Source organism: Gemmatirosa kalamazoonensis (assembly GCF_000522985.1).
GTDB classification, from domain to species: Bacteria; Gemmatimonadota; Gemmatimonadetes; order Gemmatimonadales; family Gemmatimonadaceae; genus Gemmatirosa; species Gemmatirosa kalamazoonensis.
On record NZ_CP007130.1, the window covers coordinates 557,155 to 582,099 of the forward strand.

The window sequence follows — 24,945 nt, forward strand, 5'->3', positions numbered from 1 at the left end:
AGGGGGGAGCGGCCCGAGGACCGGCGCCCCAGGTTAGCATCCGCCGCCGAATGTGACCAGCGCGGCCCTGGTCCAGTGCCGGACCGGCCGAGACATTTCGCCACGCGCTCCCAGGCCACCGTCCGCCCAGCTCCCGCGACTGCCGATGTCCATCCCGCCCCCTATCGACGCCGCCGAGCCGCCGCAGCTCCCGCGCCGCTTCGGCCTCCTGCCCGCGACGGCGCTAAACATGACGAACATGATCGGCGTCGGCCCGTTCATCACGATCCCGCTGCTCATGTCCGCGCTCGGCGGGCCGCAGGCGATGCTCGGGTGGATCGTCGCCCTCGTCATCGTCATCGGCGACGGCATGGTGTGGAGCGAGCTGGGGGCGGCGATGCCCGGCTCCGGCGGCTCGTTCCACTACCTGCGCGAGGCCTTCGGGCGCGAGCGGCTCGGCCGCCTCATGGCGTTCCTGTTCGTGTGGCAGTTCGTGCTCAGCGGCCCGCTGGAGATCGCGTCGGGCTACATCGGGTTCGCGGACTACGCGAGCTACATCTGGAAGGGGCTCACCCGCGCGAACACGATCGCGCTCGTCACCGTGGTGGGGCTGGTCAACATCGCGCTGCTGTACCGGCGCATCCACTCCATCGCGAGCATCACCGTCTCGCTCTGGGTCGGGACGCTGATCACGGCGCTCGCGGTCATCGTCACCGGCACGATGCACTTCGACCCGCGGGTCGCGTTCGACTTCCCGCCGGGCGCGTTCAACTTCTCGTTGGGCTTCTTCCTCGGGCTCGGCGCGGCGTCGCGCATCGGGATCTACGACTACCTCGGCTACTACGACGTCTGCTACATCGGCGACGAGGTGCGCGACCCGGGGCGCGTGATCCCGCGCTCGATCCTCATCAGCACCGCCGCGGTCGCGGTGATCTACCTCGGGATCAACCTGTCGATCATCGGCGTCGTCCCGTGGCGCACGTTCGTGCCCGCGGCCGCGCACCCCGAGTCCAACTTCATCGTCTCGATCTTCATGCAGAAGATCTACGGGCGCGGCGTCGCGACGGTGTTCACGCTGCTCGTGCTGTGGACGGCGTTCGGCTCCGTGTTCGCGCTCCTGCTCGGGTACTCGCGCATCCCGTTCGCGGCGGCGGAGAGCGGCTACTTCTTCCGCGCGTTCGCGCGCCTGCATCCGACGAAGGACTTCCCGTACGTGTCGCTCCTCGTCCTCGGCGCGATCTCGATCGTCGCCGGGCTGTTCTCGCTCGGCACGGTGATCGACGCGCTGATCGTGACGCGCATCCTCGTGCAGTTCATGGGGCAGGTCTTCGGCGTCATGCTCCTGCGCAAGCGCGCGCCGGAGATGCCGCGTCCCTACCGCATGTGGCTCTATCCCGTGCCGGCGCTCGTCGCGCTCGTCGGCTGGATCTTCGTCTTCGCCACCACGGCGCCGCGCGTCATCATGTTCGGGCTCGGCGTCCTCGCGCTGGGCGGCCTGGCGTTCCTCGTCTGGTCGTGGCGCACCACGCGGTGGCCGTTCGCACTCCAGGAGGCAGCATCGTGATGCAGATCCTGCGGAAGAACACTCTCACGCGGAGCCGCGGAGGACGCGGAGAACTGCCCATTCACAAGTGTCGTGCTCCGCATGCTCCGCGTGCTCCGCGTCTCCGCGTGAGCATGCACTGCGTCGTGCTCGCCGCGTTCGCCGCTCGAGGCGGCGCGCAGGAGCGGGAGACGCTGCGCGACGGATGGGCGATCCAGTCGTCGGCCGAGGTGGGCACCGACGGTGCGCGGATCTCCGCGCCGACGTATCGCGCCACCGGCTGGCATCGCGCGACGGTGCCGTCGACGGTGGTCGGCACGCTCGTCGACGACAGCGTGTACCGCGACCCGTTCTTCGGGATGAACCTGCGCGCGCTGCCCGGCATGAGCTACAAGATCGGGCAGAACTTCGCGCACCTGCCCATGGACTCGACGAGCCCGTTCGCCGTGCCGTGGTGGTACCGCCGCACGTTCCGCGTGCCGGGCGCGATGCGCGGCCGCCGGCTCGTGCTCCACTTCGACGGGATCAACTACCGCGCGAACGTGTGGCTCAACGGCCGCCGGCTCGCCGACTCGAGCCAGGTCGTCGGCACCTATCGCCGCTACGACTTCGACGTGACCGATGCCGTCGCGGCGGGGCCCAACGCGCTCGCCGTCGAGGTCTTCGCGCCGACACCGCCCGACCTGCAGACGACGTGGGTGGACTGGAACCCATCGCCGCCGGACAAGGACATGGGGATCTGGCAGCCCGTGTCGCTCGTCGCGAGCGGCAGCGTCGTGCTGCGCGACCCGCAGGTCGTCAGCCACGTCGACACGGCGACGCTCCGGCGCGCCGAGCTCACCGTGGGCACGGAGCTCCGCAACCTCGGCCCGCGCCCCGTGACGGGCACGCTGCGCGGGCGTATCGAGGGCGTCTCGTTCAGCAGGACGGTGACGCTCGCGCCTAACGACAGCGCGTACGTCGCGTTCACGCCGGACAGCTTCCCGCAGCTCCGCTTCACGAGCCCGCGGCTCTGGTGGCCGGTGGAGCTCGGGCGGCCGGAGCTGTACACGCTCGACCTGTCGTTCACCGCGGGCGGCCGGGTCTCGGATCGGCAGCGCGTGCGCTTCGGGATCCGGGAGATCACGTCCGAGACGACGGCGCGCGGCGGGCGGCTGCTCGTGGTGAACGGCAGGCGGATCCTGGTGCGCGGCGGCGGATGGGCGCCGGACATCTTCTTCCGACCGCAGCCCGAGCGGCAGGACGCGCAGCTCCGCTACGCGCTCGACATGCACCTCAACACCATCCGGCTCGAGGGCAACTACGAGGACGACCGCTTCTGGCAGCGCACCGACAGCCTGGGTCTGCTCGTGATGACCGGGTGGGTGTGCTGCGACGCGTGGGAGGAGTGGGCGAAGTGGGGCCCCGAGCAGTACGCGGTCGCCGCGGCGTCGCTGCGCGACCAGATCCGGCGGCTGCGCGGCCACGCGAGCGCGCTCGTCTGGCTCAACGGCAGCGACAACCCGCCGCCGGCGAACGTGGAGCAGACGTACCTCGACATCGAGCGCGAGGAGCACTGGCCCAATCCGACCATCTCGTCGGCGAGCGCGAAGCCGACGCGCGTCACCGGCGCGAGCGGCGTGAAGATGACGGGCCCGTACGACTGGGTGCCGCCCGGCTACTGGCTGCAGGACAGCACGCACGGCGGCGCGTGGGCGTACAACACCGAGACGAGCCCCGGCGCGGCCGTGCCGCCGATCGAGAGCGTGCGCCGCATGATGCCGGAGCGCGACATCCAGTGGCCGCTCGACAGCGTGTGGCTGTTCCACGCGGCCGGCGGGCAGTTCACGCACCTGCTCGACCGCTTCGACACCGCGCTCGTCAAGCGCTACGGTCCGCCGCGCGACATCGACGACTTCGTGGAGAAGTCGCAGCTCATGACGTACGAGGGCGAGCGCGCGATGTTCGAGGCGTATCGCCGCAACAAGTACGTCTCCACGGGCGTGATCCAGTGGATGCTGAACAACGCGTGGCCGTCGATCTACTGGCACCTCTTCGACTGGTACCTGCGGCCGGGCGGCGGCTACTTCGGCACGAAGAAGGCGAACGAGCCGGTGCACGCGATGTTCTCGTACGACGACCGCTCGATCGCGATCGTGAACGCGCGGCGCGAGCCGCTGCGTGGCGTGCGACTCCGCGCGAGAGTGTTGGGCCTCGACGCGTCGGAACAGTGGACGCGCGACACGGTGCTCGACGTGCCCGCCGACAGCACTCTGCGCGTGCTCGCGCTGCCGGAGCCGAGCGGGATCTCGGGCGCGTACTTCGCCGATCTCCGGCTGACGGCCGCGGACGGTCGACCGCTGAGCAGCAACTTCTACTGGCTGTCGACGCGGAGCGACGTGCTCGCGGACACCTCCACCTGGTACATGACGCCGGTGAAGTCGTACGCGGACTACACGGCGCTCGCCTCGATGCCGCGCGCGACCGTGACGGCGAGCGCGCGCTTCACGACGCGCGGCACGGACGAGGACGCGCGCGTGACGCTCACCAACACGAGCCAGGCGGTGGCGTTCTTCCTCCGGCTGCAGGTCACGGGGCGCGGCGGCGAGGAGGCGCTCCCGGTGCTCTGGAGCGACAACTACCTGTCGCTCCTTCCCGGAGAGACGCGCGTGGTGACGGCATCCTTCCACCGTCGCGATCTCGGCGGCGCCGCGCCGCGCGTGGTGGTGGGCGGCTGGAACGTGTCGAGGACCGAGACGCGTTAGGCGGATCCGCCTAGCGCGGCACCGGCGGCGGCTCCTGCAGGTAGCTCCACGTGTCCCCGTGGATCGCCGCGCGCGCCGTCGCCGACGCGACCGCGAATCGCGCGCCCTGCCGCGCGAAGAACGCCGCGGGCAGCCGCTCGGCGTCCGGATGGGCGTCGAGCCATGCCCACGCCGCGCGGCGCAGCGCGGCCGTCTGTCGCTCGCTCAACCGCGCCATCCCGTGCGCGGCGCCGAGGCGTGCCTTCGCTGCGCCTCGGCCCGCGCGCCCCGCCCGTGCATGCTGTGCGCTCATCCCCATTCCTCCGCGTCGCGTCGGGCGCCGACGCCCGACCCCGGTGTGAGCCGAACCGCTCGCGAGGATTCTCGCCACTCACCGGCGCGGACGCAATCGGAGGCGGCCCGCACGCCGGATCGCGCCCCGTATCCGCCGACCCGACGAATCGTTAGGCGGCGGGGACGCCGCGCTCACTTCCGCACCGTCGCCGGCAGCGCGAGCTCGGTGAGCTGGATCATCACCGCGCTGCAGCCCGAGTCGCTTCCCTTCGCGTGCACCTCGCCGCGCGCGATCACCGCGCCGTGGCCCGCGCGCACGAGGTGACGCGCCCCATCGGCACCGGCCACCCAGCCCTCGCCGCGGACGACGAGGAAGAGCTGATCGAAGCCCGCCGGGTGCGCGCCGATCTCGCCGCCCGGCTCGAGGTGCACCACGTAGACGTGTGCCTCGCCCGCGCCGTCGCCGAGTGGCTGCGCGCTCGCGCCGCGGCTCGCGTACTCGGTAATGGGCGTGGCGCGCTCGGCGCCGCAGTCGATGACATGCATGTCGACGGTCGATGTCAGGTGTCGACGGCCGCGCGATGCGTCAGGCGGTCGCGGCGAGCGCGCTGCCCGTGTCACCGCACCGCCGACGCGACGACGGTCACGGTCACCGTGTCCTGCTTGCCTCGCGCGATCGCCCGGATGGTCGCGCGGCCCAGCGCGAATGCCGTCACGAGCCCGGACGACGCGTTTACGGTCGCCACCGCCGGGGCGCTGCTCGCCCAGCCGATGACGAGCTTGTTCGTCGTCGCGTAGGCGCCCCGCGCCCCATAGGCGGTCGCCTGCAGCTGCAACGTGTCGCCGACGACGAGCGTGCGGCGCGGCGCCGTGATCTCCAGCCGATCGACCGTCGGCTCCACGCTCAGGTAGTCGCCGCAGCTGGCGGCCATCGCCGCGAGGGCCGGCATCCACGGCGTGAGACGGTATCTGCGGAACGGAGTTGCTTCCACTGCGAGCCTCGTGAATCGGTCGTCGCCTAACGCTCGTTCGAGGCACGGACGACTGCCCTGCACACGTTAGTCCGGCGCCCCGCCGGCGGCCACCACGGCCGCGCGGCGTGCGACCCGGCCTGCGACCCGGCCTGCGCGTCGCCAGGCGCTCCCGTTCCGTCACCACGCGCCTCGCGCCACTGGTCGGCCGCCTCACCCCCCGTGACATTTCGGCGCGGCCCGTGGCCGCCCCGTCCATCATCCGCCCTTGCCGATGCCCCGCTCACGCTTCACCGTCGCCGCCACGCTCTGCGCATGCGGCGCGTTCGCCGCCAGCGCCCACGCCCAACGCGGCACGCCGCGCGACGCCCAGCGCGCCACGCAGGCCGCCGCGCAGGCCGACAGCGGCCGCCCGCCGAGCGAGTTCCGCTCGCTCCGCTGGCGCAACATCGGCCCGTTCCGCGGCGGGCGCTCCGTCGCCGTCACCGGCTCGTACACCGACCCGCGCGTGTTCTACTTCGGCGCCGTCGCCGGCGGCGTGTGGAAGACGACGAACGGCGGGCAGACGTGGCGCAACGTCTCCGACTTCCGCGTGAAGAACGGCGGCCCCGAGATCGCCTCCGTCGGCGCGATCGCCACGTCGCCGAGCGACCCGAACGTGATCTGGGTCGGCTCGGGCGAGATGGGGATCCGCGAGGACGTCACCTACGGCACCGGCGTGTACCGCAGCACCGACGGCGGCGAGAGCTGGGAGCACCTCGGCCTGACGGACACCCAGCAGATCGGCGCCATCCGCGTGCACCCGACGAACGCCGACGTCGCGTACGTCGCCGCGATCGGGCACGTGTTCGGGCCTAACAAGGAGCGCGGCGTCTACCGCACCACCGATGGCGGCAAGACGTGGAAGCAGGTGCTGTTCGTCGACGACTCCACCGGCGCCATCGATCTCGCGATGGACCCGTCGAACCCGCGCGTGCTGTTCGCGGCGATGTGGCGCGTCCAGCGCTTCCCGTGGGGGATGTCGGCGGGAGGCGGGAAGAGCGGGCTGTGGAAGTCGACCGACGGCGGCGACACGTGGACCGACGTCAGCGCGAACCCGGGGCTGCCCAGCACGGCGTTGGGCCGCATCGGCGTCGCGGTGTCGCCCGCGAACCCGCGTCGCGTCTATGCGAGCGTGGAGGCCCCGGACTCGGCCGGCGCGCCGCGCGGCGGCATCTTCCGCTCCGACGACGGCGGCGCGACGTGGCAGCGCGTGAGCGGCGACCAGCGGTGGCAGGTGCGCGCGTGGTACTACTCCACCGTCACGGCCGACCCGCAGGACGAGAACACCGTCTACGTGAACAACCTCGGCACGTGGCGCTCCGTGGACGGGGGACGCAGCTGGGCGCGGCTCGGCGTGCCGCACGGCGACACGCACCTGCTGTGGATCGACCCGAAGGATCCGAAGCGCATGATCCACGCGAACGACGGCGGCGCCACGGTGAGCTACGACGCCGGCGCGACGTGGTCGAGCATCCAGAACCAGCCGACGTCGCAGTTCTACCACGTCATCACCGACAACCAGTTCCCGTACCGCGTCTACGGCGCGCAGCAGGACAACACCACCGTCTCCATCGCGAGCCGCTCCGACCAGGGCACCGTCACGCGGCAGGACTGGTGGCCCGTCGCCGGCGGCGAGAGCGCGTACATCGCCGTCGACCCGACGAACCCCGACGTCACGTACGGCGGCGGCTACATGGGCGAGATCTGGCGCCACGACCGGAAGACGCAGCAGACGCGCAACGTCAGCGTGTGGCTCGACAACTACGACGGCTGGGCGGCGGGCGAGGTGCCCTACCGCTTCGCGTGGACCTTCCCGCTGTTCTTCTCGCCGCACGATCCGAAGACGCTCTACACCGCCGCGCAGTTCCTCTTCCGCTCGACCGACGAGGGGAACTCGTGGACGAAGATCTCCCCCGACCTGTCGCGCGCCGACCCGAAGACGTTAGGCCGCTCCGGCGGCCCGATCCACGGCGACATGACCGGCACCGAGTGGTACGCCATGGCGTTCGCCGTCGCCGAGTCGCCGATCGCGAAGGGGCTCATCTGGGCGGGAAGCGACGACGGGCTGATTCACGTCACGCGCGACGGCGGTGGCACGTGGACGAACGTCACGCCGCCCGGGCTGCCGCCGTTCACGAAGATGAGCATCGTCGAGCCGAGCCATCACGACGCCGGCACGCTCTACGTCGCGGCGAACCGCTACCAGCAGGACGACTTCCGCCCGTATCTGCTGAAGACCGCCGACTACGGGAAGACGTGGACACGCATCGACGCCGGCATCCCGTCAGGCAGCTACACGCGCGCCATCCGCGAGGATCCGGTGCGGCGCGGGCTGCTCTACGCGGGCACCGAGACCGGCGTGTTCGTGTCGTTCGACGACGGCGCGCGCTGGTGGCCGCTCCAGCTCAACCTCCCGCGCACGCCGGTGCGCGATCTCGCCGTGCACGACAACGATCTCATCGCCGCGACGCACGGGCGCGCGTTCTGGATCCTCGACGACGTGTCGCCGCTGCGGCAGCTCGCCGACTCCGTGCGCGCGAAGTCGGCGCACCTGTTCGCGCCGTCGACGGCGATCCGCTTCACGGCGGGGCGCGGCCGCGCCGGGAGCGAGTCGGGCGAGAACCCGCCCGCCGGGCTGTACGTCGACTACTGGCTCAAGACCGCGCCGGCGAAGCCGATCAAGCTCGAGTTCCTCGACGCGAAGGGCACCGTCATCAAGTCGTTCACCAGCCCCGACACGACCGCGCCGAAGCCCGACTCGACCCGCGTCGCGTTCACCGCGTCGGACTCGCTGAAGCGCTTCACGGCGTACGACACCACCGGGCAGTCGTCGCAGCGCCGGCGCATCGAGTCGGACAGCGCGAGCTACTTCCCCGCCGACTCCGTCGTGCACGCACGCGCGGGGCTCAACCGGTTCGTGTGGGATCTGCGCTACCCGGGCATCAAGGAGCTCAAGAGCGTCGTGAACGACGAGGGCACGACCGACGGTCCGATGCTGACGCCCGGCACGTACGCGGTGCGCCTCACGGTCGGCGGCACCGCGCTCACGCAGCCGTTCCGCGTCGTCGACGACCCGCGCATCGGCGCCACGCCGACGGAGCTCGCGGCGACGTTCGACTTCGCGCAGCGCACCGTCGCGAAGACGAACGAGCTGGTGGACGCCGTGAGCCGCATCGAGTCGATGCAGCGGCAGCTCGACGCGCGCGTGAGCCAGACGGCGAAGCAGTCGTACGCGTCGCGCGTCTCGGCGCCGGCGCGGTCGCTCCGCGCGCGGCTCGAGGCGATTCGCGCCGCGCTCGCCGACGTGCACTCGGAAGCCGACCAGATCACGCTGCACTACCCGGTCAGGCCGTACAACCAGCTGCTGAACGTCAACCGCATGGCGCAGAGCTTCGACAAGGGGCCCACGACGCAGTCGCAGGCGGTGCTCCGCGACCTCGGCGCGCAGGTGGACGCGCAGCTCGAGCGGCTCCGGGCGCTGGAGGCGGGCGACCTGTCGGCGTTCAACCGGCTCATGAAGGAGCTCGACGTGCCGGCCGTGACGGTGGAGGACGCGAAGAAGCCGATCTCGTGATCGCGATCGGCGGCGATGCGCTGCGGCTGCTGCCGGTGATGGTGGCCGCAGCGTTAGGCGGTGCGGTGAACGCGGTCGCCGGCGGCGGCACGCTGCTCACGTTCCCGTCGCTCGTCTCGTTAGGCATCTCGCCCATCGTCGCGAACGCGACGAGCACGGTCGCGCTGTGGCCGGGATCGGTGAGCTCGATGTACGGCTACCGCGATGCGCTGCGCGGCGCGGGCGGCTGGGCGGTGGCGTTCGCGGTGCCCAGCCTCGCCGGCGGGGCGCTCGGCGCGTGGCTGCTGCTGCACACGTCGCCGGAGCGGTTCGCGCACCTCGCGCCGTGGCTGGTGCTCGGCGCCACGTCGCTGTTCGCCATGCAGGGCGTGCTGGCGGCCCGCCGCGGTGCGGTGCCCGAGCTCGCGCGCCCCCGTCTGCGCCACCTCGCCGCCCAGTTCGCGGTCGGCGTCTACGGCGGCTACTTCGGCGCCGGCATCGGCATCCTCATGCTCGCCGTGCTCGGCATGATTGGGCTGCGCGACATCCACCGCATGAACGGGCTGAAGAACTGGGGCGGCACGTGCATGAACTTCGTCGCCGCGGCGACGTTCTCGTTCACCCGCCTCGTCGACTGGCCGGTGGCGCTCGCCATGGCCGTCGGCTCGATCGCCGGTGGCTACGTGGCGTCGCGCGGCGCCCAGCGGGTGCCTCAATATCTGGTGCGGAGGGCGGTGCTGGTGGTGGGGTTCGTCAGCGGCGCTTGGCTCCTTGTCGAGCAGCTGCGGCGCTGATGAGGCGGCGCTGCTGGAGCGGCGCTCGAGCCGCGGCGCTGATACCGCGCGTCACCAGAGCCGCGGTATCAGAGCCGAGGTATCGGAGCCGATTCATCCGCGCCGCCAGTCTGGCTGCCCTCGGCCGCCCTGGCACTCCGCAGCGCGGTCAGCCCGCCGAATGGCTGCCGCGCCGGCACTTCTGTCAGGCACCCCGCTCGCACTACATCGGGCCGACCAGAGAGGACTCCCGATGATCGACACCATGCAGACGCTGTTCGGGCTCACCGTGCCCGTGACCGATATTCCCCTCGCCCTCGAGCAGGCGCAGGCGCTCGCCGAGCGCCTCATGGCCGCGGCCGTGTCGGTGCGCGAGGGCGCGCCGTCGCCGGTCGCCGCGGATGCGCGCGACGACGCCGGCCGCTACCTCGCGCTCCGCCGCCGCGGTGCGCTCAGGCTGCCGTTCTCGCTCCAGCGCACGTGCGACGAGACGGCGCAGGCCGTCATGCGCCTCACGCTGAACGTCCCGGCGCGGCTGCCGCGTGCGGAGCGGCTGGTGGCGTGACGCTGCCGCGGATCGCGGAGTAATCCTCTGCACGGGGCCCGCTTCGCCGCGGGCCCCGTTCTCGTGCCCCCGCCCGCCGCCGTCGATGCGCTCCCGTCTCTCGCGCTCCCTCGCCATCGCCGGCCTGGCGATCGCCGGCGCGGCCTGCTCCGGCCAGCCGACCGGGCCGGAGTTCCCGCCCCCGGCGAGTGTCGTCGCGGCGCTCCCCGACTCGGCCGCCGCCGCGTACCGCCACGACGCGGTGGCGCTCGCGGTGCGCGAGCTGCGTCGCGTCGGCCCGCCGGCGGCGCAGCCGATCGAGGTGCCGGCGGATCTCGTGGAGAGCCTGTACCGCTCGCTCGCCGCGGTCTACGCCGCGACGTCGCTGCCGGCGCGCGACAGCGTCGTGACGCTCTACCGCATCCACGCGTTCGGAGAGTCCCAACAGCTAATCGTCATCGCCGACGACCCGCTGCCGCGGTGGGCGGACGCGTTGGCGCACGGCGTCCTGCACACCGGCGACGCGTCCATCGACGCGCTCGTCGCCCGCTACGGCCTCACGCTCGACCAGCGGTACGCGCTGACGACGGGCCTCATGGTGACGCTCGGCGCGACGCGCCCGACGAACATGGCCGCGCTCGCGACGCGCTTCGCCTCGATCGCCGGCGTGCGCGCCGCGGAGCCGAACGGCTCCGGCGGCGACGGCGACGACATCCGCGCCGAGCCGTCGAGCGGCGGCTGGCGGCTCGAGTACTCGGTGGGCTACGGCGACTGCCCCGCGGGGTGCATCTCGCGCCATTACTGGACGTTCGACGTCGACGGCGCGGCCCGCGTGACCTACCGCGGCAGCCGCGGCGATCCGGCGCCGGTGGGTCGGTTCTAAGACATGTCGAACCGCAGAGGGCCGCAGAGGGCCGCAGAGAACGGCAACGGCTCTTAACCACAGAGGACACGGAGGACACGGAGGAAACCAATCGAAGTGGTTCTCCTCCGTGTCCTCCGTGTCCTCTGTGGTTCAAATGAAAAGGCTCTGCGACCCGCTGCGTCCTCTGCGGTTCATTCACGGCCCACGAGCCTGGGATCGAACGCGAACGGGTGGTGCTCCGCCACGGTCACCCGCGCCGCGTCGGGGTGCAGCGGGTCGAGCACGGCGCACCAGCACCCTTCCGCGACGCCGGCGCCGGCGTGCTCGGCCCAGTCGGGGAGGACCGCGGTGGGGACGCGAAGGAGCGCGCCGCGGGCGGCGGCCGGGATCGCGAGCCACGCGTCGCCGACCGCGCGGCAGGCGGTGGGCTGCGCCACCGCGCGCCAGCCGTCCGGGAGCGCCGGGGGCTCGGCCGGGCCCCAGCCGTCGGGGGCGCCCAACGCGTCGTCGACGTCCACCGCGAACGCCGTGAGGTCGAGCGGCAGCGTGTCGCGGTCGACGTGGGCGAGCACCTCGAGCACGGCGAGCGGGAGCTGCGACGCGAGGTAGACCGCGGGGCGGCCGGGCGACGTCCACCGGCCGCCGTGGCGGCGGGCGCCCTCGCCGGAGAGCGGGTCGTGGCGCCCGGGCGCCAGCCGCCAGAGGCGGGTCACGCCGTCAGGCGAACACCCCGAACGCGATCCGTCCGAGCTCGTCCTCGACGATGCGCGCGCCCGCGTCGGTCGTGCACAGGCCGAGCGGCGTCTCGCCGTCGAGCGCCGGGCTCGGACGGCGGAGCCAGCGCGCGGCGCGGCGGGTCGCCTCGCGGGTGCGCTCGTCGTCGGCCGTCGCCGGGTCGCCGCCGAACGCCTCCACCGCGGTGGCGAGCACGCGAGCGAGCCGGACGAGGCGATTCGACTCCTCGAGCGACAGCGGCTGCCGACGGGCGCGCCGTTTCGTGAGCGTGCGGCGGGGGATGACCAGTCGCTCGATCTCGTCGGGGGTGAGCCCGCCGTCGGCCGGATCCGGCGTCGTCAGCCGGCGCAGCGCGGCGAGCGGCAGCCCGCGCTCCACCGCACGCGCGACCGCGATGTCGTCCACGAGCGCCACCGCGGGGCGCGGCGCGGCGTCGGCCGGGTCGACGAGCAGGTGCAGGAGCTGCGCGGCAGTCATGGAGCCTCCGGTGGCACGTGTGCCTCAATCTAGCGGCACACGTGCCATCCGACCACCCTCGTCACGGCTCCGGCGCGGTGCGCTTCGGGTATGGCGGCGCGGCGGGCGGCTTCGGCATCGCCTGCACCCGCGTCATCACCTCCTGGATCGCCCGCTCGAGCTGCGGATCGCGCCCCCGCGCCATCAGCGCCGGATCGTCCACCACCGCGATGTCCGGGTCGACGCCGTGGTTCTCGATGATCCACTCGCGCTTCGTGCTGTAGATCGCGAAGTCGGGCGCCGTCACGCTCCCGCCGTCGACGAAGCTGGGCGTGCCGCTGATGCCGATCAGCCCACCCCACGTCCGCATCCCGATCAGCGGGCCGAGCCCCGCCTGCTTGAAGTAGTACGGGAACGCGTCGCCGCCCGAGCCGCTCCAGCCGTTGACGAGCATCGCCTTCGGCCCGGGGCTCCCGACGGGGGGCCACTGCCAGCTCGGCCCGTTGCGGCGCTTCCAGTAGTTGGTCACCGGCCGGTCGAGCAGCTCGACGAACCGGTCCGGGATCTGGCCGCCGCTGTTGAACCGCTCGTCGATGATCATCCCGTCGCGGTCCACCTGCGCGCGGTACTGCCGCACGAGCTCCGTCTGCCCGTCGATGCCGGTGCTCGGCACGTACACGTAGCCGATGCGCCCGTGCGACGCCGAGTCGACGCGCTTCCGGTTCGACTCGATCCACGCCAGGTTCCGCAGCCGTCCCTCGTCGCCTAACGTCTTCACGAGCACCACGCGCGCGCCGTCCATCGTCGGCCGCGCGTTCACGGTGAGCGCGACCGCGGTGTTCGCGAGCCCGTCCAGCGCCGCCGCCGGCTCCTTCGTCGTGTCCACGGGGCGCCCGTTCACGGCGAGCAGGTAGTCGCCCGCGCGCACGCCGATCCCCGGCTCCAGCAGCGGCGAGCGCACCTCGCTGTCCCACTGCCCGCCGTCGACGATGCGCGCGATGCGGTACGCGCCGTTCTCCAGCGCGAAGTCGGCGCCCAACAGTCCGACGCCGCGCCGCGGGCCGGTCTCCACGTCGCCGCCGCCCACGTACGTGTGCGACGAGTTGATCTCCGCGATCAATTCACCGAGCACGAAGTTCACGTCCGAGCGCGACACCGCGTCGTCGATGAGCGGCCGGTAGCGCGCGCGCATGGCGTTCCAGTCGACGCCGTGCATCCCCGGGTCGTAGAAGTAGTCGCGCTCCACGCGCCACGCGTCGTCGAAGATCTGGTGCCACTCGGCCGCCGGATCCACGACCATCGACATGCCGCCGAGCGCGAGCTTCTTCTCCAGCTTCTGCGCCGGCTTCGTGTCGACGATGTAGTAGTCCGGTCCCGCGCCGGGGCCGCCGCCCTGCGCCGCGCCCGGCGCGTTAGGCGCGCGCACGAGCATCTTCTTGCCGTCCGCGGAGACGACGAAGGCCGCCGCGTTCTCGACGAGCGTCTTCTCCTCGCGATCATTCAGGTCGAACGCGACGATCGGCGTCGGCACGTTCGGCGGGCCGCCGTTAGGCGCCGGCTGTGCCGTGCCGGTGCGCGCCGTGCGCCGGTACAGCACGCGCCCGGCGACCGCCGACAGACTCGTGTAGTTCCCCGGGGCCGCCGGCAGCACCACGGCACGCCGTTCGAACCCGTCGACGTCGATCGCGACCGGCGTGGGTGCGCGGTGCGTCGAGTCGCGCGCCGCGGCGAGCGTCTCGCGCGCGCGCCGCTTCGTCGAGTCCTCCTTCTGCGCGCCCGGCACCGTGCGGTCCGCCGCGGCCGGCTCCTCGTCGTTGCGCGGCGCGAGCGGCGACGGCACGTCGGCGCGCAACGGCACCGCGACGACGTTCGTCGTGTTCGCGTAGATCCACGTGTTGTCGAGGTCACTGTACGACGGCGCGAGCGACCGGCCGGAGAGGAAGTACAGGTACTTGCCCTCGGGGTCGAACGCCGGCTGGGTGTCGTCGAAGTAGCCCGACGTCGCCTGCTGCGTCTTGCCGGTCGTCGCGTCCCACAGGAAGATCGCGCCGTGCTGGTTCGGCACATCGCGCGAGTACGCGAGCCAGCGGCCGTCCGCCGACCAGCTCGGGCGGAACGCCTGCAGGTCGCCGTGCGACCAGTACAGCGCCTGGTCCACCGGCGTCACCTTGCCCGTCGCGACGTCCACCACCTGGATGCGCAGCGCCTCGTCGACGAACGCGATGCGCTTGCCGTCGCCCGACCACCACGGCGTGTAGCGGAAGCCGGGCCCGAGGTGCGTCACCGTGCGCTCGGCGCCCGTGCCGTCCGCGTCGCGGATCGTCAGCTGGTACTCGCCGGTGCGATCGCTCCAGTACGCGACGCTCTTCCCGTCGGGCGACCACTGCGGCGTGCGCTCCGCGGCGCCCGACGTGCCGGTGAGATCGTGAACGAGGCCGTTCTCCGCCGGCACGGTGAACACGTCGCCGTGCGCCTGGAACAGCGCCCGCTTGCCCGTCGGCGAGATGTCCGCGGCGGCGATCTCGCCGGCCACCGCGCGCGGCTGCGGGCGCAGCGTCGAGCGGTCGGTGACGACGCGCACCTGGACCTCGTGCATCTGCTCCGACGCCAGGTCGAGCAGGTAAAGCCGCGACCCCGCCTGGAACACGATGTCCGACGGCCCGATCGACGGGTACTTCACGTCGAAGTCGGTGAAGTGCGTGAGCTGACGGAACGTGTCCTTCTGCGTGTCGTACGCCCAGATGTTGCCGCGCATGTTCGTCGCGCGGTCGGACAGGAAGTAGATCGTGTTGCCGTGCCACATCGGCTGCGCGTCGCTCGCGTCGTCGTGCGTGATGTTGCGCGCCGTGTTCTTCTCCAGATCGTAGATCCAGATGTCCGGCGCCCACCCGCCGCGGTAGCGCTTCCAGGTGCGCGCGTCCACCGCCTCGGGCAGATACGCGACCTGCTTCGCGTCGGGCGAGAACGTGCCGAACTCGCCGTATGGCATGGGGAGCTGCACCGGGAGGCCGCCCGCGGCGCTCACGCGGAACAGCTTGTCGTAGCGGTTCGTCTCGCTCGTGCGGGACGACGCGATCAGCAGCGCGCTGCCGTCCGGGTACCACGCCGCCACGCGGTCGATCGCCGGGTGGTACGTCACGCGCGTGACGTCGCCGCCGCGCGCGGGGATGACGTACACGTCCTGATTGCCGTCGTACGCGCCGGTGAAGGCGAGGCGCGTGCCGTCGGGCGAGAACTTCGGGAAGCTCTCCTCCCCGCGCGCGCTCGTTAGGCGCTCGGCGACGCCGCCGATCTTCGGCACGACCCAGATGTCCCCGCCGTACACGAACGCGATCTGCGTCGCCGACACGGCGGGCTGGCGGAGCATGCGCGCGTCGACCTGCGCCTGGACGCGGCCGGACGCGAGCGCGAGCAGGAGGACGGCGAGGGGGCGGATCCGATGGGCGCTCATGCGGCCAGGGGGACGGGGGTGACCGGCGGTCGGTGCGCGTCCGGCGCCGACCGCCCCATTGTGCGTGGCGGCGCACGTCGCAGGAAGAGTCCGCCGGCGGGCGCCCTGGCGGCGGGCCGCGGTCGCCCGTAGCGTGGGCTCATCCGACCACAGCGAGGCGTCATGACCACGGTGCAGAGCATTCTCGCGCGGAAGACGCAGGAGCGGCCCACGATGATCACCGTGCATCGCGCGGCGACGGTACGCGAGGCGGTGCGTCTCATGGCGGAGCACGGGATCGGCGGCCTGCCGGTGCTCGCCGAGGACGGCACGGTGGCGGGGATCTTCACCGAGCGCGATCTGCTGCGCCGCGTCGTCGCGCTCGACCTCGACCCCGCCAGCACGACGGTGGATCTCGTGATGACGCACCCCGTGGTGGTGGGCTCGCCGTCCACGCCGCTGGACGAGTGCGCGAACGTGATGACCGAGCGCCGCTTCCGCCATCTCCCGATCATCGACGGCGACCGGCTCGTCGGCATGGTGACGGTCGGCGACGTGCTCGCCCTGCGCGCGGCGGAGCAGGAGGTGACGATCGCGGAGCTGAACCGCTACGTGTTCGATCTGCGTTGATCGGGACTCGGGACTCGGGACTCGGGACTCGGGACTCGGGACTCGGGACTCGTTAGGCACCCGAGTTCCGAGTCCCGAGTCCCGAGTCCCGAGTCCCGATGCGCCGTAGCACTCGGCCCGCCCGCGCTCCGTTAGGCACCCCGCCGTCCACCGCGACGGCGCCGTTCACGATCACGTACGGGATGCCCGCGGGGTACTGGTGCGGTGCCTCGTACGTCGACTGGTCGCGCACGGTCGCCGGGTCGAACACCACGACGTCCGCCGCCGCGCCCTCGGCGAGCCGGCCGCGGTCCGCGAGGCCGAGCCGCGCGGCGGGCATGCCGGTCATCTTGTGCACCGCCTCTTCCAGCGTGAGCAGCCGCTTCTCTCGCGCGTAGACGCCGAGCACGCGGGGGAACGTGCCGTAGGCGCGCGGGTGCGGGTGGCCGTCGCCGGGGCGCGACAGGCGGCCGTCGGAGGCGATCATCGTCTGCGGGTGGCGCATGATGCGCTCCACGTCGCGCTCGTCGATGACGTGGAAGATCGCGTTCGCGCCGCCGCGCCGCTCCGCCTCGAGCACGAGCGTCGCGCCGTTCTCCGGCGTCGGCGCCTTCCCCTCGCGGCGCGCCCAGTCGGCGAGCGTCTTCCCTTCCAGCGACTTGTCCCACGTCACGCGCGCGAACTGCACGCGCGCGATGTCACCGCCGCCGCGGTCGTTCATGATGTTCTCCACGACGCCGCGCCGCATGCTGTCGCGCAGCGCCGGGCTGCCCAACCGCCGCACGAACGCCGAGTCGCCGCCGGCGAGCGCCCACGACGGGATCAGCACGTTCAGCCCCGTGTGGCTCGCCGTGTACGGGTACTGGTCGATCATCACGTCGACGCCCGCCCTCCGCGCCGAGTCGACCATGGCGAGCGTCGTCACGCTCGCGCCCCACATCGGCTTGCCGACGACCTTGTGGTGCGTGAGCACGATGGGAATGTGCGCGTCGCGCCCGATGCGGATCGCCTCCGCGACGCCGTCGAGCAGGCCGAGCCCCTCCTCGCGCAGGTGCGACGTGTAGATGCCGCCCGAGTCCGCGGCGGCGCGCGCGAGCGCGATCACCTCGTCGGTCTTCGCGAACGTGCCCGGCAGGTACTTGAGCCCCGTCGACAGCCCGAACGCGCCGTCGCGCATCGCCTCGCGCACCATCGCCGTCATGCGCGCGAGCTCCGCGGGGCTCGGCGCGCGGTCGGCCATGCCGAGCACCGTGCGGCGGATCGACCCGTGGCCGACGAGGTACGCGACGTTGATCGCCACGCCGGCGCGGGTGACCGAGTCCATGTACGGCGCGAGCGGCAGCGGCGAGCTGCCATCGGGCCCGCCCAACGCGGTGGTGACGCCTTGCCGAACCGCGCTCTCCGCCCCTGGCATCGCGAGCAGCGGCTCGAGGTGCGCGTGCAGGTCGATGAACCCCGGCGCGACGACGCGCCCCGTGGCGTCGATCACGCGCCGCGCGCGCGACCGATCGAGCGCCGCGCGCGACACCCGCACCACCCGGTCGCCGCGGATCGCCACGTCGGCGCGGTAGCGCGGCGCGCCCGTCCCGTCGATCACGGTGCCGCCGGCGATCAGAAGGTCGTAGCGCGCCGTGTCCGGCTGCTGCGCGTGCGCGAGCGGGGCGGCGAGGAGAAGCGCGGCGGCGAGCGAGAGGAGGCGCATCGGTCGGGGCTGGGGTCCGCTGGAGAAACGCGCGGACCGGCCGGGATGCTGCGGCGAACGGCATCGCACGCGGAGGCGCGGAGGACGCGGAGGGCCACAGAGGAAACCAATTCCTGTTTTGGTGGTCCTCTGCGGCCCTCTGCGTCCTCGGCGGTTCAATTCGAAGAGGCACTTCTCCGCGTTCTCCGCGCCTCCGCGTGAGCTCCGTCGTCAGCTCGCGCTCGGCTGACTCACGCGCTGATGCACGCCGAACGCCCCGCCCTGCGGGTCGCGGCAGATCGCCACGCGGTCGCCGCCGGGAACCTCCATCGGGCCGGTGAGCACCTGGCCGCCCTGCTCCTTCACCGTCGCCACCGCGGCGTCGACGTCGGGGACGCGGAAGTACAGCGTCCACATCGGCGGGATCTCCTCGGTCGGGCGCTTCATCATGCCGCCGTACATGTGCTGTCCGCCGCGGCCGTACATGAGATACCGGCCGTGCTCCGGCCCCATGTCCATGGTGCTCGCCTCCGACCAGCCGAGCAGCTGGCGGTAGAAGTCGAACGCGGCGTCGAGATCCGTCGTGTACAGCTCGTGCCACGACACGTCACCGAGTCCCGGCTCGGCGGGCATGGGGCCCGGCGCGTTCGACGGCGTGAACAGCGCGAAGTAGGCGCCCTGCGGATCGGTGAGCACGGCGAAGCGCCCGACCGTAGGGATGTCCGTCGGCGGCACGTGCGTCGACGCGCCGAGCCGCTCGGCCTCGGCGACCGTCGCGTCGACGTCGGGGGTGCCGACGTACGAGAGCCAGTGCGCCGGCACGCCTGCCGCGCTCTCCTGCTCCGGCATCCGCATCACGCCGCCGATCGGCGCGCCGGCGGCGTTCGTCCACATGGTGTAGGCCGGTGCCCCCGGGCCCATCTCGAACGGCGTCGTCGTCCACCCCACCACCGTCGTGTAGAACGCACGCGCAGCCGACTCGTCGGTGGTCATGTGGTCGTACCAGAGATACCGGCCGAGGAGCGAGTCGTTCGTCGCCGAGAGAGGAGAGGGCTGCGCGTCGGTGCCGCTGGCGGGGCTGGTCATGGGGCGCTCCTGGGGTGGATTCCGAAGACACACCGAAAGGGGACGGCAATCTGCCGGTGACCTGCATGGAGCGCCAGCCTCCGTCACCACATTGTGACGAGACGCAGCAGGAGGTCCCGACGGCGCGTCGGGGCGCCTAACGCGCGGTCGCGCCGCGCACGCGCGCGCTGAGCGCCTGCGTCTCCGGCGACGGCTCCGCGTCGTACTCGCGCTTCAGGCGGCGCGCGAAGTCGTCGTACACGTGCACCGCACCGGCGCGGTCGCCGAGCCGGTCGAGGAGCTGCATGACGCGGCGGAGCATGCGCTCGTCGGTCGGCGCGAGCGCGGCGGCGTGGCGGGCGTAGCGCGTGGCGATGGTGTAGTCGCCGCCGTCCTCGAAGCGCGCCGCGAGTCCCCACGCGCACGCCGCCGCGCGGTCGCGCAGCTCGGTGCGGCTGCGCTCGAGCCAATCCTCGAACTCGCCGGCGTCCTGCACGAAGAAACCCGGCAGCAGCTCGCCGCGCCGGTACAGCTCGAGCGCGCGCGAGTAGTAGCTCTTCTCGACGCACTCGCTGAACTCCACCGCGTCGCACCACACCGCATCGGGGGCGAGCCCGATCTCCTCGTCGCCGCGCGCCGCGAGCGCCGCGGCACCGAGCGCGCGCCGGAGCGCGTACACCGCCTTGCGCAGCGCCGCGCGGGCGTGCTCCTGGTCGAGCTCGGGCCACAGGAGCCCGACGAGCCGGTCGCGGCGATGCAGCGCGCCGGGCGACGCGAGCGCGAGGTAGGCGAGCAGCGCGACGCACTTCGACTGCGCGAGCAGCGCGCCCGCCTCCTCCGCGGCGACGCCGCGCAGGTCGGTCGGGCCGAGCAGCCGGAGCTCGATCATGGCGGCCAAGGTACGGCCGACGTGGGCGGGGGGAAAGTCGACCTGGCGGCGCGGCGCGCGCGGAACGCTCGCGGAACGGTTCGCGAACGCCGGGCCCACGATGCCGGAACCGCCGCCGCGAACATTGGGCGCCGTGACGTCGACGCTCGATTCCGCGACCGCAACCGGCCCGCCCATGCCCACCCGCCTCGACCTCCAGCGCACGCTCCCGCTCGGTCACGCACGCCCCGACACGGACTCGGCGCTCGACCCGCGCGCGTTAGGCACCCGCTACCGCGTCGAGCGCGAGCTCGGCGGCGCCGGGGCGAGCCGCGTGCTGCTCGCGCGCGACCTCGCGGCCGACCGCAGCGTGGCGCTCAAGATCCTCGGCGCCGGCGCCGACGCGGCCGAGCGCGCGCGGTTCGATCGCGAGATCGCGCTCACGGCGCGCCTGCGCCACCCCGGCGTCATCGAGGTGCTCGACGCCGGCCGCGTGGGTCCCGGCGGCTCGACGTACTACGTGATGCCGTACGTCGGCGCCGAGTCGCTGCACGAGCGGATCGCGCGTCACGGGCCGCTCGCCGTGGGCGACGCGCTCCGCATCGCGCACGCGCTCGCCGGCGCGCTCGCCCACGCGCACGCGCACGGGGTGGTGCACCGCGACGTGAAGCCGGCGAACGTGCTGCTGGCCGGCGCGCGCCCGGTGCTCATCGACTTCGGCATCGCGTGCACGCTCGACGGCGACGTCGGCGGGGAGCGCATCACGGCGACCGGCTCGCTCGTCGGCACGCCGACGTACATGAGCCCCGAGCAGGCCGCCGGCGACGGCGGCGTGGACGGCCGCGCGGACGTGTACGCGTTAGGCTGCGTGCTGTACGAGATGCTTACCGGCGAGCCGCCGTTCAGCGGCCGTACCGACGTCGTGCTCTGCCGCCGGCTGCGCGAGCGGCCGCCGCATCCGCGCCATCGGCGGCGCGACATCCCGGCCGACGTCGACGCCGCGGTCGTGCGCGCGCTCGCGCCGCTGCCGACCGCGCGCTACGACAGCGCCGCCGCGTTCGCCGCCGCGCTCGAGCGCGCCCTCGCGCGCGACGCCGGGCGCGCCGAGCGCGGCGAGCCGTGGCACACGCGCGGCTGGCGCGTGCTGCGGTCGCTCGGCCTCGCGCTCACGATCGGGGCGTGAACACATTGAACCGCAGAGGACGCAGAGGGGTGCAGAGGACTGCCTCTTCGAATTGAACCACAGAGGGCACGGAGGACACGGAGGAGAACCACGTCAATGGGTTTCCTCCGTGTCCTCTGTGCCCTCCGTGGTCAATGGCAGTTGACGTTCTCTTCGACAGGTTCGAGGTGCCAGGCGAGTACTCTGGGGATCCAACGGCGATGAAGAGGATCTCGAGATCTCTTCAATCGCACGTGGATCCCCAGGGTACTCGTCTATCCCCTCGCTCCATCGATGTTCTCTGCGACCCTCTGCGTCCTCTGCGGCTCGATACGAAGCGTCGGCGCTCCACGTTCACGACGCCCGATCGATCTCGTCGCGGACGAGGTAGTACGACGGCCCGCGGCGGCCGCGGCGCAGTCGGACGAGGCCGAGCTGCGTGAGCATGCGCACGTGCGGCGCGATCGCGCGCCATGCCGCGCCGAGATCTTCCGCGAACTCGCGCGGCGTGCGGGGACCACCGCTGAGCATGTCGAGAATCGCGCGACGGCGTGCGTCACGCAGCACGTTGCCTCGAGGACGCATGGGCCCACCGTGGTCCGCGGCACGCGCGCGCGCCAGCGCGGTGGGATCGGCCGTGCATTCGCGCGGGCGAGTCGCGTCACGCGCCGTCGCTCTCGTCGAGCCCGCGCTCGGCGCGGCGGAGCAGCTCGCGCAGCCGCGTCGCGTCGACGGGACGCACGTCGGTGCGAGCGCGCACGGCGCCGGAGCGGCCGTCCTCGGCGGCGAACAGCGAGGCGAGCATCCCCTCGACGCGCGCGGCGAGCACGTCGCGCCGACGGACGAGCGCGTGATACACGCCCTGGCGTCCGTTCAGCCGGTGCGTCACGAACCCGCGCTGCTCGAGCCGGCCGAGCAGGGTGGCGATCGTCTTCGGCGCGACGTCGGCGCGGTGCCGCACCGCGGCGTGCACGTCGGCGATGGTCGCCTCGCCCCCGGCCCACAGCGCGCCGAGGATGAGCAGGTGCAGGTCGGTGAGCTCGGCGAGCTCGCCGCGTCGCGGCGGGGCCGCGCTCACGGCGTCGTCGCCGCGCGGCGCGGGCGGGCGAGCGACGCGAGCCCCAGCTCGTCGAGCACGCGGCGGAAGCGCGCGCTCGGACGCACCTCGTCGAACAGCGGCGACCAGAGCGGCTCGGTGGCGAGGAACGGGTCGTGTTGCTCCACGGCGCGCTCCAACGCATCGAGCGCCGCGGCGGTGTCGCGCACGCCGAGCTCGAGGTGCGCGAGCGCGAGCGGCCGGCCCGGCAGGGTGCCTAACCCGTCGATGCGTGCGCGGTACTTGCGCGCTTCCTCCAGGTCGCCGGCGCGCGCCGCCGCGTAGCCCGCGAGGCCGAGGCCGAGCGCGGAGCGCGGCTCGAGCGCGAGCCCCGCGCTGAGCGCGGCGAGCGCGTCCGCCGGCCGGCCGTCGAACAGATGCACGGCGCCCATGAGCATCCATCCCGTCGCGAGCGTGGGATCGCCCTGCACCGCGAGCGACGCCTCGGCGCGCGCGCGCGCGGGCTGCCCCGCGGCGGCGAGCGCCACGGCGAGCGACGCGTGCGTGATCGCGGTCGACGAGTCGAGCCGCGCGGCGCGCTCGAGCGCGGCCACCGCGCCGGCGGCATCGCCGCGCACGAGCCGGTGCTCGCCGTACGCCTGCCACGCACCCGCGTCGCGCGGCATGCCGGCGAGCGCGCGCTGGTACGAGCGCTCGGCGTCGTCCCACTGCCAGAGCGCGTCCTGCACGCGCGCCTGCGCGATGTGCGCCTCCCCCGACCCCGAGTCGAGCGCCACGGCGCGCTCGGCGGCGGTCGCGGCGCGCGCGAGCGCATCGGTGACCGACGCGGCGCCGTAGAGTGGGAGCAGCGCGTACGCGTCGGCCAGGGCGCTCGCGGCGGGCGCGTACGACGGCGCGAGCTTCAGCGCGCGCTCGAACGCGCCGATCGCCTCGCGCAGCGCGCGCGGACGGCGCGTGCGCACGAGATAGCGGCCGCGGAGCACGAGCTCGTACGCCTCCGGCGGCACGGCGGCGGCCGCGTTAGGCGCCCGCAGCGCGTCGGCGGCGCCGGGCCGGATGCCGTTCGCCACGCCGGCGACGACGTCGTCCTGGAGCGCGAACAGCTCCTCGGTGCCGTGCTCGAACGCGCCGGCCCACTGCATGGTGCCGCTCTTCGCGTCGACGAGGCGCGCCGTGGTGCGCACGCGTCGGGCCGCGCGCTCGAGCGTCCCCTCGACGAGCAGCGAGGCGCCGAGCCGGCGCGCGATCTCATCGGGGCTCATCCCCTCGCGCATGAGCCCCTGCACGCGCGACGGCGACACGACGCGCACCGACGGCAGCCGGCTCAGCATCGCCGCGAGGTGCGCGGTGACGCCCTGCGCGAGGTGCGCGTCGGACGAGTCCTCGCTCAACGAAACGAGCGGGACCACGAGAACGACGGAGGCGGGTACGGCGGAAGCGGGTGAACCGGCAGCGGGTGAACCGGCAGCGGGTGCGGCGGACGCGGATACGGCAGTGCGGGCACGCCACGCGGCGCCTAACGCGGCGACCACCGCCAGCGCGCCTAACGACGCGAGGACGGCGGTGCGACGCGCGGGCGAGATCCGGCGTGGGAGCGCGGCCGCCCGCCGGCGGCCGGTGTCGCTCGCGGCGACGCTGAGCCGCTCGACGACGGCCGCGGCGTTCGCGGGGCGGTCGGCGGGCTGCGGGGCGAGGCACTCCTGCACGAGCTCCGCGAGCGACGCCGGCACGTCGGGACGCACCGCGTCGACCGGCGGCGGCAGCTCGGTGAGCTTCGCCCGCAGCAGCGCGTGCGGCGCGAGGTCGGCGAACGGCGCGGCGCCGGTGAGCATCTCGTACGCCGTGACGCCGAGCGCGTAGACGTCGGCGCGGCTGTCGACGGCGGGGTCGCCCGCCGCCTGCTCGGGCGCCATGTACAGCGGCGTGCCCACCGAGAACCCGGTGCCGGTGAGCGAGTCGCGCGACGGTGCCGATGCGTCGGGCGCGCCGCCTAACGGCCGCTCACCGCTGCCGCCGTGCACGGCGTCCCGCAGCGCCTTCGCCACGCCGAAGTCGGCGACCATCGCGGCGCCGCTCACGAGCAGCACGTTGCGCGGCTTCACGTCGCGGTGCACGATGCCGCGCTCGTGCGCGTAGGCGAGCGCGCGCGCGCGACGTCGCGCAGGATCGCCGTCGCCTCGGCCACCGGCAGCCGCGCGCGGCCGGCGAGCCGCTCGGCGAGCGACGCGCCCTCGATGAACGGCATGACGTAGTACGGCACGCCGTCCACGTCTCCGGCGCCGATCACGCCGACGACGTTCGGGTGGTGCAGCCCGGCGACGAGCAGGATCTCGCGCCGGAAGCGGTCCACCGCCGACGGCGTCGCTAGGTGGCCGGGGAGCACCTTCACCACGACCAGGCGGTCGAGCGCCACGTCGCGGGCGAGGAAGACGCGCGACATGCCGCCCGGCGTCAGCTCGCGCTCCACCTGGTACGTGGGGCGCAACCGCTCCACCACGCGCTCGGCCGGCACGTCGAGCGTCCCGACGGCCGGCCGCGCCCGCGGGCCCGTGCCGCCGGAGTCGCTCGCCCAGGTCATGCCCAGTCTGACACCAC

Annotated in this window: 21 protein-coding genes; 8 read left to right on the top strand and 13 right to left on the bottom strand. The window is 73.1% G+C overall.

Annotated elements, in window-relative coordinates:
- The first annotated feature begins 145 nt into the window (after window positions 1-145).
- Together J421_RS30160 and J421_RS30165 are read left to right on the top strand one after the other, a co-directional pair.
- A complete protein-coding gene (locus tag J421_RS30160; protein ID WP_025414854.1) occupies window positions 146-1,543 on the top strand; it encodes an APC family permease in 1,398 nt (465 codons plus the stop codon).
- 113 nt (window positions 1,544-1,656) lie between these two features.
- On the top strand, window positions 1,657-4,266 hold the full coding sequence (locus J421_RS30165) for a glycoside hydrolase family 2 protein (RefSeq protein WP_236646405.1): 2,610 nt from the start codon (window positions 1,657-1,659) through the stop codon (window positions 4,264-4,266).
- A gap of 10 nt (window positions 4,267-4,276) precedes the next feature.
- Here J421_RS30165 and J421_RS30170 read toward each other — a convergent pair whose 3' ends face one another.
- The 3 genes from J421_RS30170 to J421_RS30180 all read right to left on the bottom strand — a co-directional run bounded on the left by J421_RS30170 (window position 4,277) and on the right by J421_RS30180 (window position 5,531).
- Window positions 4,277-4,558 (bottom strand): hypothetical protein, encoded by a 282-nt coding sequence (locus tag J421_RS30170; protein ID WP_148306634.1) that lies wholly within the window; start codon window positions 4,556-4,558, stop codon window positions 4,277-4,279.
- A 173-nt stretch (window positions 4,559-4,731) separates the two neighbouring features.
- Window positions 4,732-5,085 (bottom strand): cupin domain-containing protein, encoded by a 354-nt coding sequence (locus J421_RS30175; RefSeq protein WP_025414857.1) that lies wholly within the window; start codon window positions 5,083-5,085, stop codon window positions 4,732-4,734.
- 71 nt (window positions 5,086-5,156) lie between these two features.
- Entirely contained in the window at window positions 5,157-5,531 is a 375-nt protein-coding gene (locus J421_RS30180; protein ID WP_148306635.1) for an Ig-like domain-containing protein, read from the bottom strand.
- 253 nt (window positions 5,532-5,784) lie between these two features.
- Between J421_RS30180 and J421_RS30185 the strand changes: the two genes are divergently transcribed.
- The 4 genes from J421_RS30185 to J421_RS30200 all read left to right on the top strand — a co-directional run bounded on the left by J421_RS30185 (window position 5,785) and on the right by J421_RS30200 (window position 11,305).
- A complete protein-coding gene (locus J421_RS30185) occupies window positions 5,785-9,126 on the top strand; it encodes a VPS10 domain-containing protein (RefSeq protein WP_025414859.1) in 3,342 nt (1,113 codons plus the stop codon).
- Window positions 9,123-9,899, top strand: a complete 777-nt coding sequence (locus tag J421_RS30190; protein ID WP_025414860.1) for a sulfite exporter TauE/SafE family protein — start codon at window positions 9,123-9,125, stop codon at window positions 9,897-9,899. The genes J421_RS30185 and J421_RS30190 overlap by 4 nt, the downstream gene beginning before the upstream one ends.
- Window positions 9,900-10,131: 232 nt before the next feature.
- Window positions 10,132-10,443: a hypothetical protein gene (locus J421_RS30195; RefSeq protein WP_025414861.1), complete on the top strand. Its 312-nt coding sequence runs from the start codon at window positions 10,132-10,134 to the stop codon at window positions 10,441-10,443.
- 85 nt (window positions 10,444-10,528) lie between these two features.
- Window positions 10,529-11,305 (top strand): hypothetical protein, encoded by a 777-nt coding sequence (locus J421_RS30200; protein ID WP_025414862.1) that lies wholly within the window; start codon window positions 10,529-10,531, stop codon window positions 11,303-11,305.
- 173 nt (window positions 11,306-11,478) lie between these two features.
- Here the strand turns inward: J421_RS30200 and J421_RS30205 are convergent, their stop codons facing one another.
- The 3 genes from J421_RS30205 to J421_RS30215 form a co-directional block, all read right to left on the bottom strand.
- Window positions 11,479-12,000: an RES family NAD+ phosphorylase gene (locus tag J421_RS30205; RefSeq protein ID WP_025414863.1), complete on the bottom strand. Its 522-nt coding sequence runs from the start codon at window positions 11,998-12,000 to the stop codon at window positions 11,479-11,481.
- Window positions 12,001-12,004: 4 nt separating this feature from the next.
- Complete coding sequence (locus J421_RS30210; RefSeq protein WP_025414864.1) at window positions 12,005-12,499, bottom strand: antitoxin Xre/MbcA/ParS toxin-binding domain-containing protein; 495 nt, start codon at window positions 12,497-12,499, stop codon at window positions 12,005-12,007.
- 61 nt (window positions 12,500-12,560) lie between these two features.
- The gene (locus J421_RS30215; RefSeq protein WP_104023512.1) at window positions 12,561-15,929 is read right to left on the bottom strand and encodes a S41 family peptidase; all 3,369 of its coding nucleotides are present in this window, start codon (window positions 15,927-15,929) and stop codon (window positions 12,561-12,563) included.
- A 162-nt stretch (window positions 15,930-16,091) separates the two neighbouring features.
- Here J421_RS30215 and J421_RS30220 point away from each other — a divergent pair, with 162 nt between their 5' ends.
- Window positions 16,092-16,538 (top strand): CBS domain-containing protein, encoded by a 447-nt coding sequence (locus J421_RS30220; protein WP_025414866.1) that lies wholly within the window; start codon window positions 16,092-16,094, stop codon window positions 16,536-16,538.
- Between the two features lie 52 nt (window positions 16,539-16,590).
- On the opposite strand, the gene J421_RS30225 is transcribed toward J421_RS30220, so the two are convergent.
- The 3 genes from J421_RS30225 to J421_RS30235 all read right to left on the bottom strand — a co-directional run bounded on the left by J421_RS30225 (window position 16,591) and on the right by J421_RS30235 (window position 20,152).
- Window positions 16,591-18,219, bottom strand: coding sequence for an N-acyl-D-amino-acid deacylase family protein (locus J421_RS30225; RefSeq protein ID WP_025414867.1), 1,629 nt, complete (start codon window positions 18,217-18,219; stop codon window positions 16,591-16,593).
- Between the two features lie 210 nt (window positions 18,220-18,429).
- Window positions 18,430-19,284, bottom strand: a complete 855-nt coding sequence (locus tag J421_RS30230) for a VOC family protein (protein ID WP_025414868.1) — start codon at window positions 19,282-19,284, stop codon at window positions 18,430-18,432.
- A 136-nt stretch (window positions 19,285-19,420) separates the two neighbouring features.
- Window positions 19,421-20,152 carry an AfsR/SARP family transcriptional regulator gene (locus J421_RS30235; RefSeq protein WP_025414869.1) on the bottom strand — a complete coding sequence of 244 codons (732 nt, stop codon included), beginning with the start codon at window positions 20,150-20,152 and terminating at the stop codon, window positions 19,421-19,423.
- A gap of 175 nt (window positions 20,153-20,327) precedes the next feature.
- Between J421_RS30235 and J421_RS30240 the strand changes: the two genes are divergently transcribed.
- Complete coding sequence (locus tag J421_RS30240) at window positions 20,328-21,314, top strand: serine/threonine-protein kinase (RefSeq protein ID WP_158508993.1); 987 nt, start codon at window positions 20,328-20,330, stop codon at window positions 21,312-21,314.
- Window positions 21,315-21,647: 333 nt separating this feature from the next.
- On the opposite strand, the gene J421_RS32440 is transcribed toward J421_RS30240, so the two are convergent.
- The 4 genes from J421_RS32440 to J421_RS30260 all read right to left on the bottom strand — a co-directional run bounded on the left by J421_RS32440 (window position 21,648) and on the right by J421_RS30260 (window position 24,928).
- Window positions 21,648-21,878: an ArsR family transcriptional regulator gene (locus J421_RS32440; RefSeq protein WP_025414871.1), complete on the bottom strand. Its 231-nt coding sequence runs from the start codon at window positions 21,876-21,878 to the stop codon at window positions 21,648-21,650.
- Between the two features lie 76 nt (window positions 21,879-21,954).
- Entirely contained in the window at window positions 21,955-22,371 is a 417-nt protein-coding gene (locus J421_RS33290; RefSeq protein ID WP_025414872.1) for a BlaI/MecI/CopY family transcriptional regulator, read from the bottom strand.
- Window positions 22,368-24,464 (bottom strand): serine/threonine-protein kinase, encoded by a 2,097-nt coding sequence (locus tag J421_RS30255; RefSeq protein WP_025414873.1) that lies wholly within the window; start codon window positions 24,462-24,464, stop codon window positions 22,368-22,370. The genes J421_RS33290 and J421_RS30255 overlap by 4 nt, the downstream gene beginning before the upstream one ends.
- Window positions 24,449-24,928, bottom strand: coding sequence for a protein kinase domain-containing protein (locus J421_RS30260; protein ID WP_025414874.1), 480 nt, complete (start codon window positions 24,926-24,928; stop codon window positions 24,449-24,451). The genes J421_RS30255 and J421_RS30260 overlap by 16 nt, the downstream gene beginning before the upstream one ends.
- Window positions 24,929-24,945: the final 17 nt, after the last annotated feature.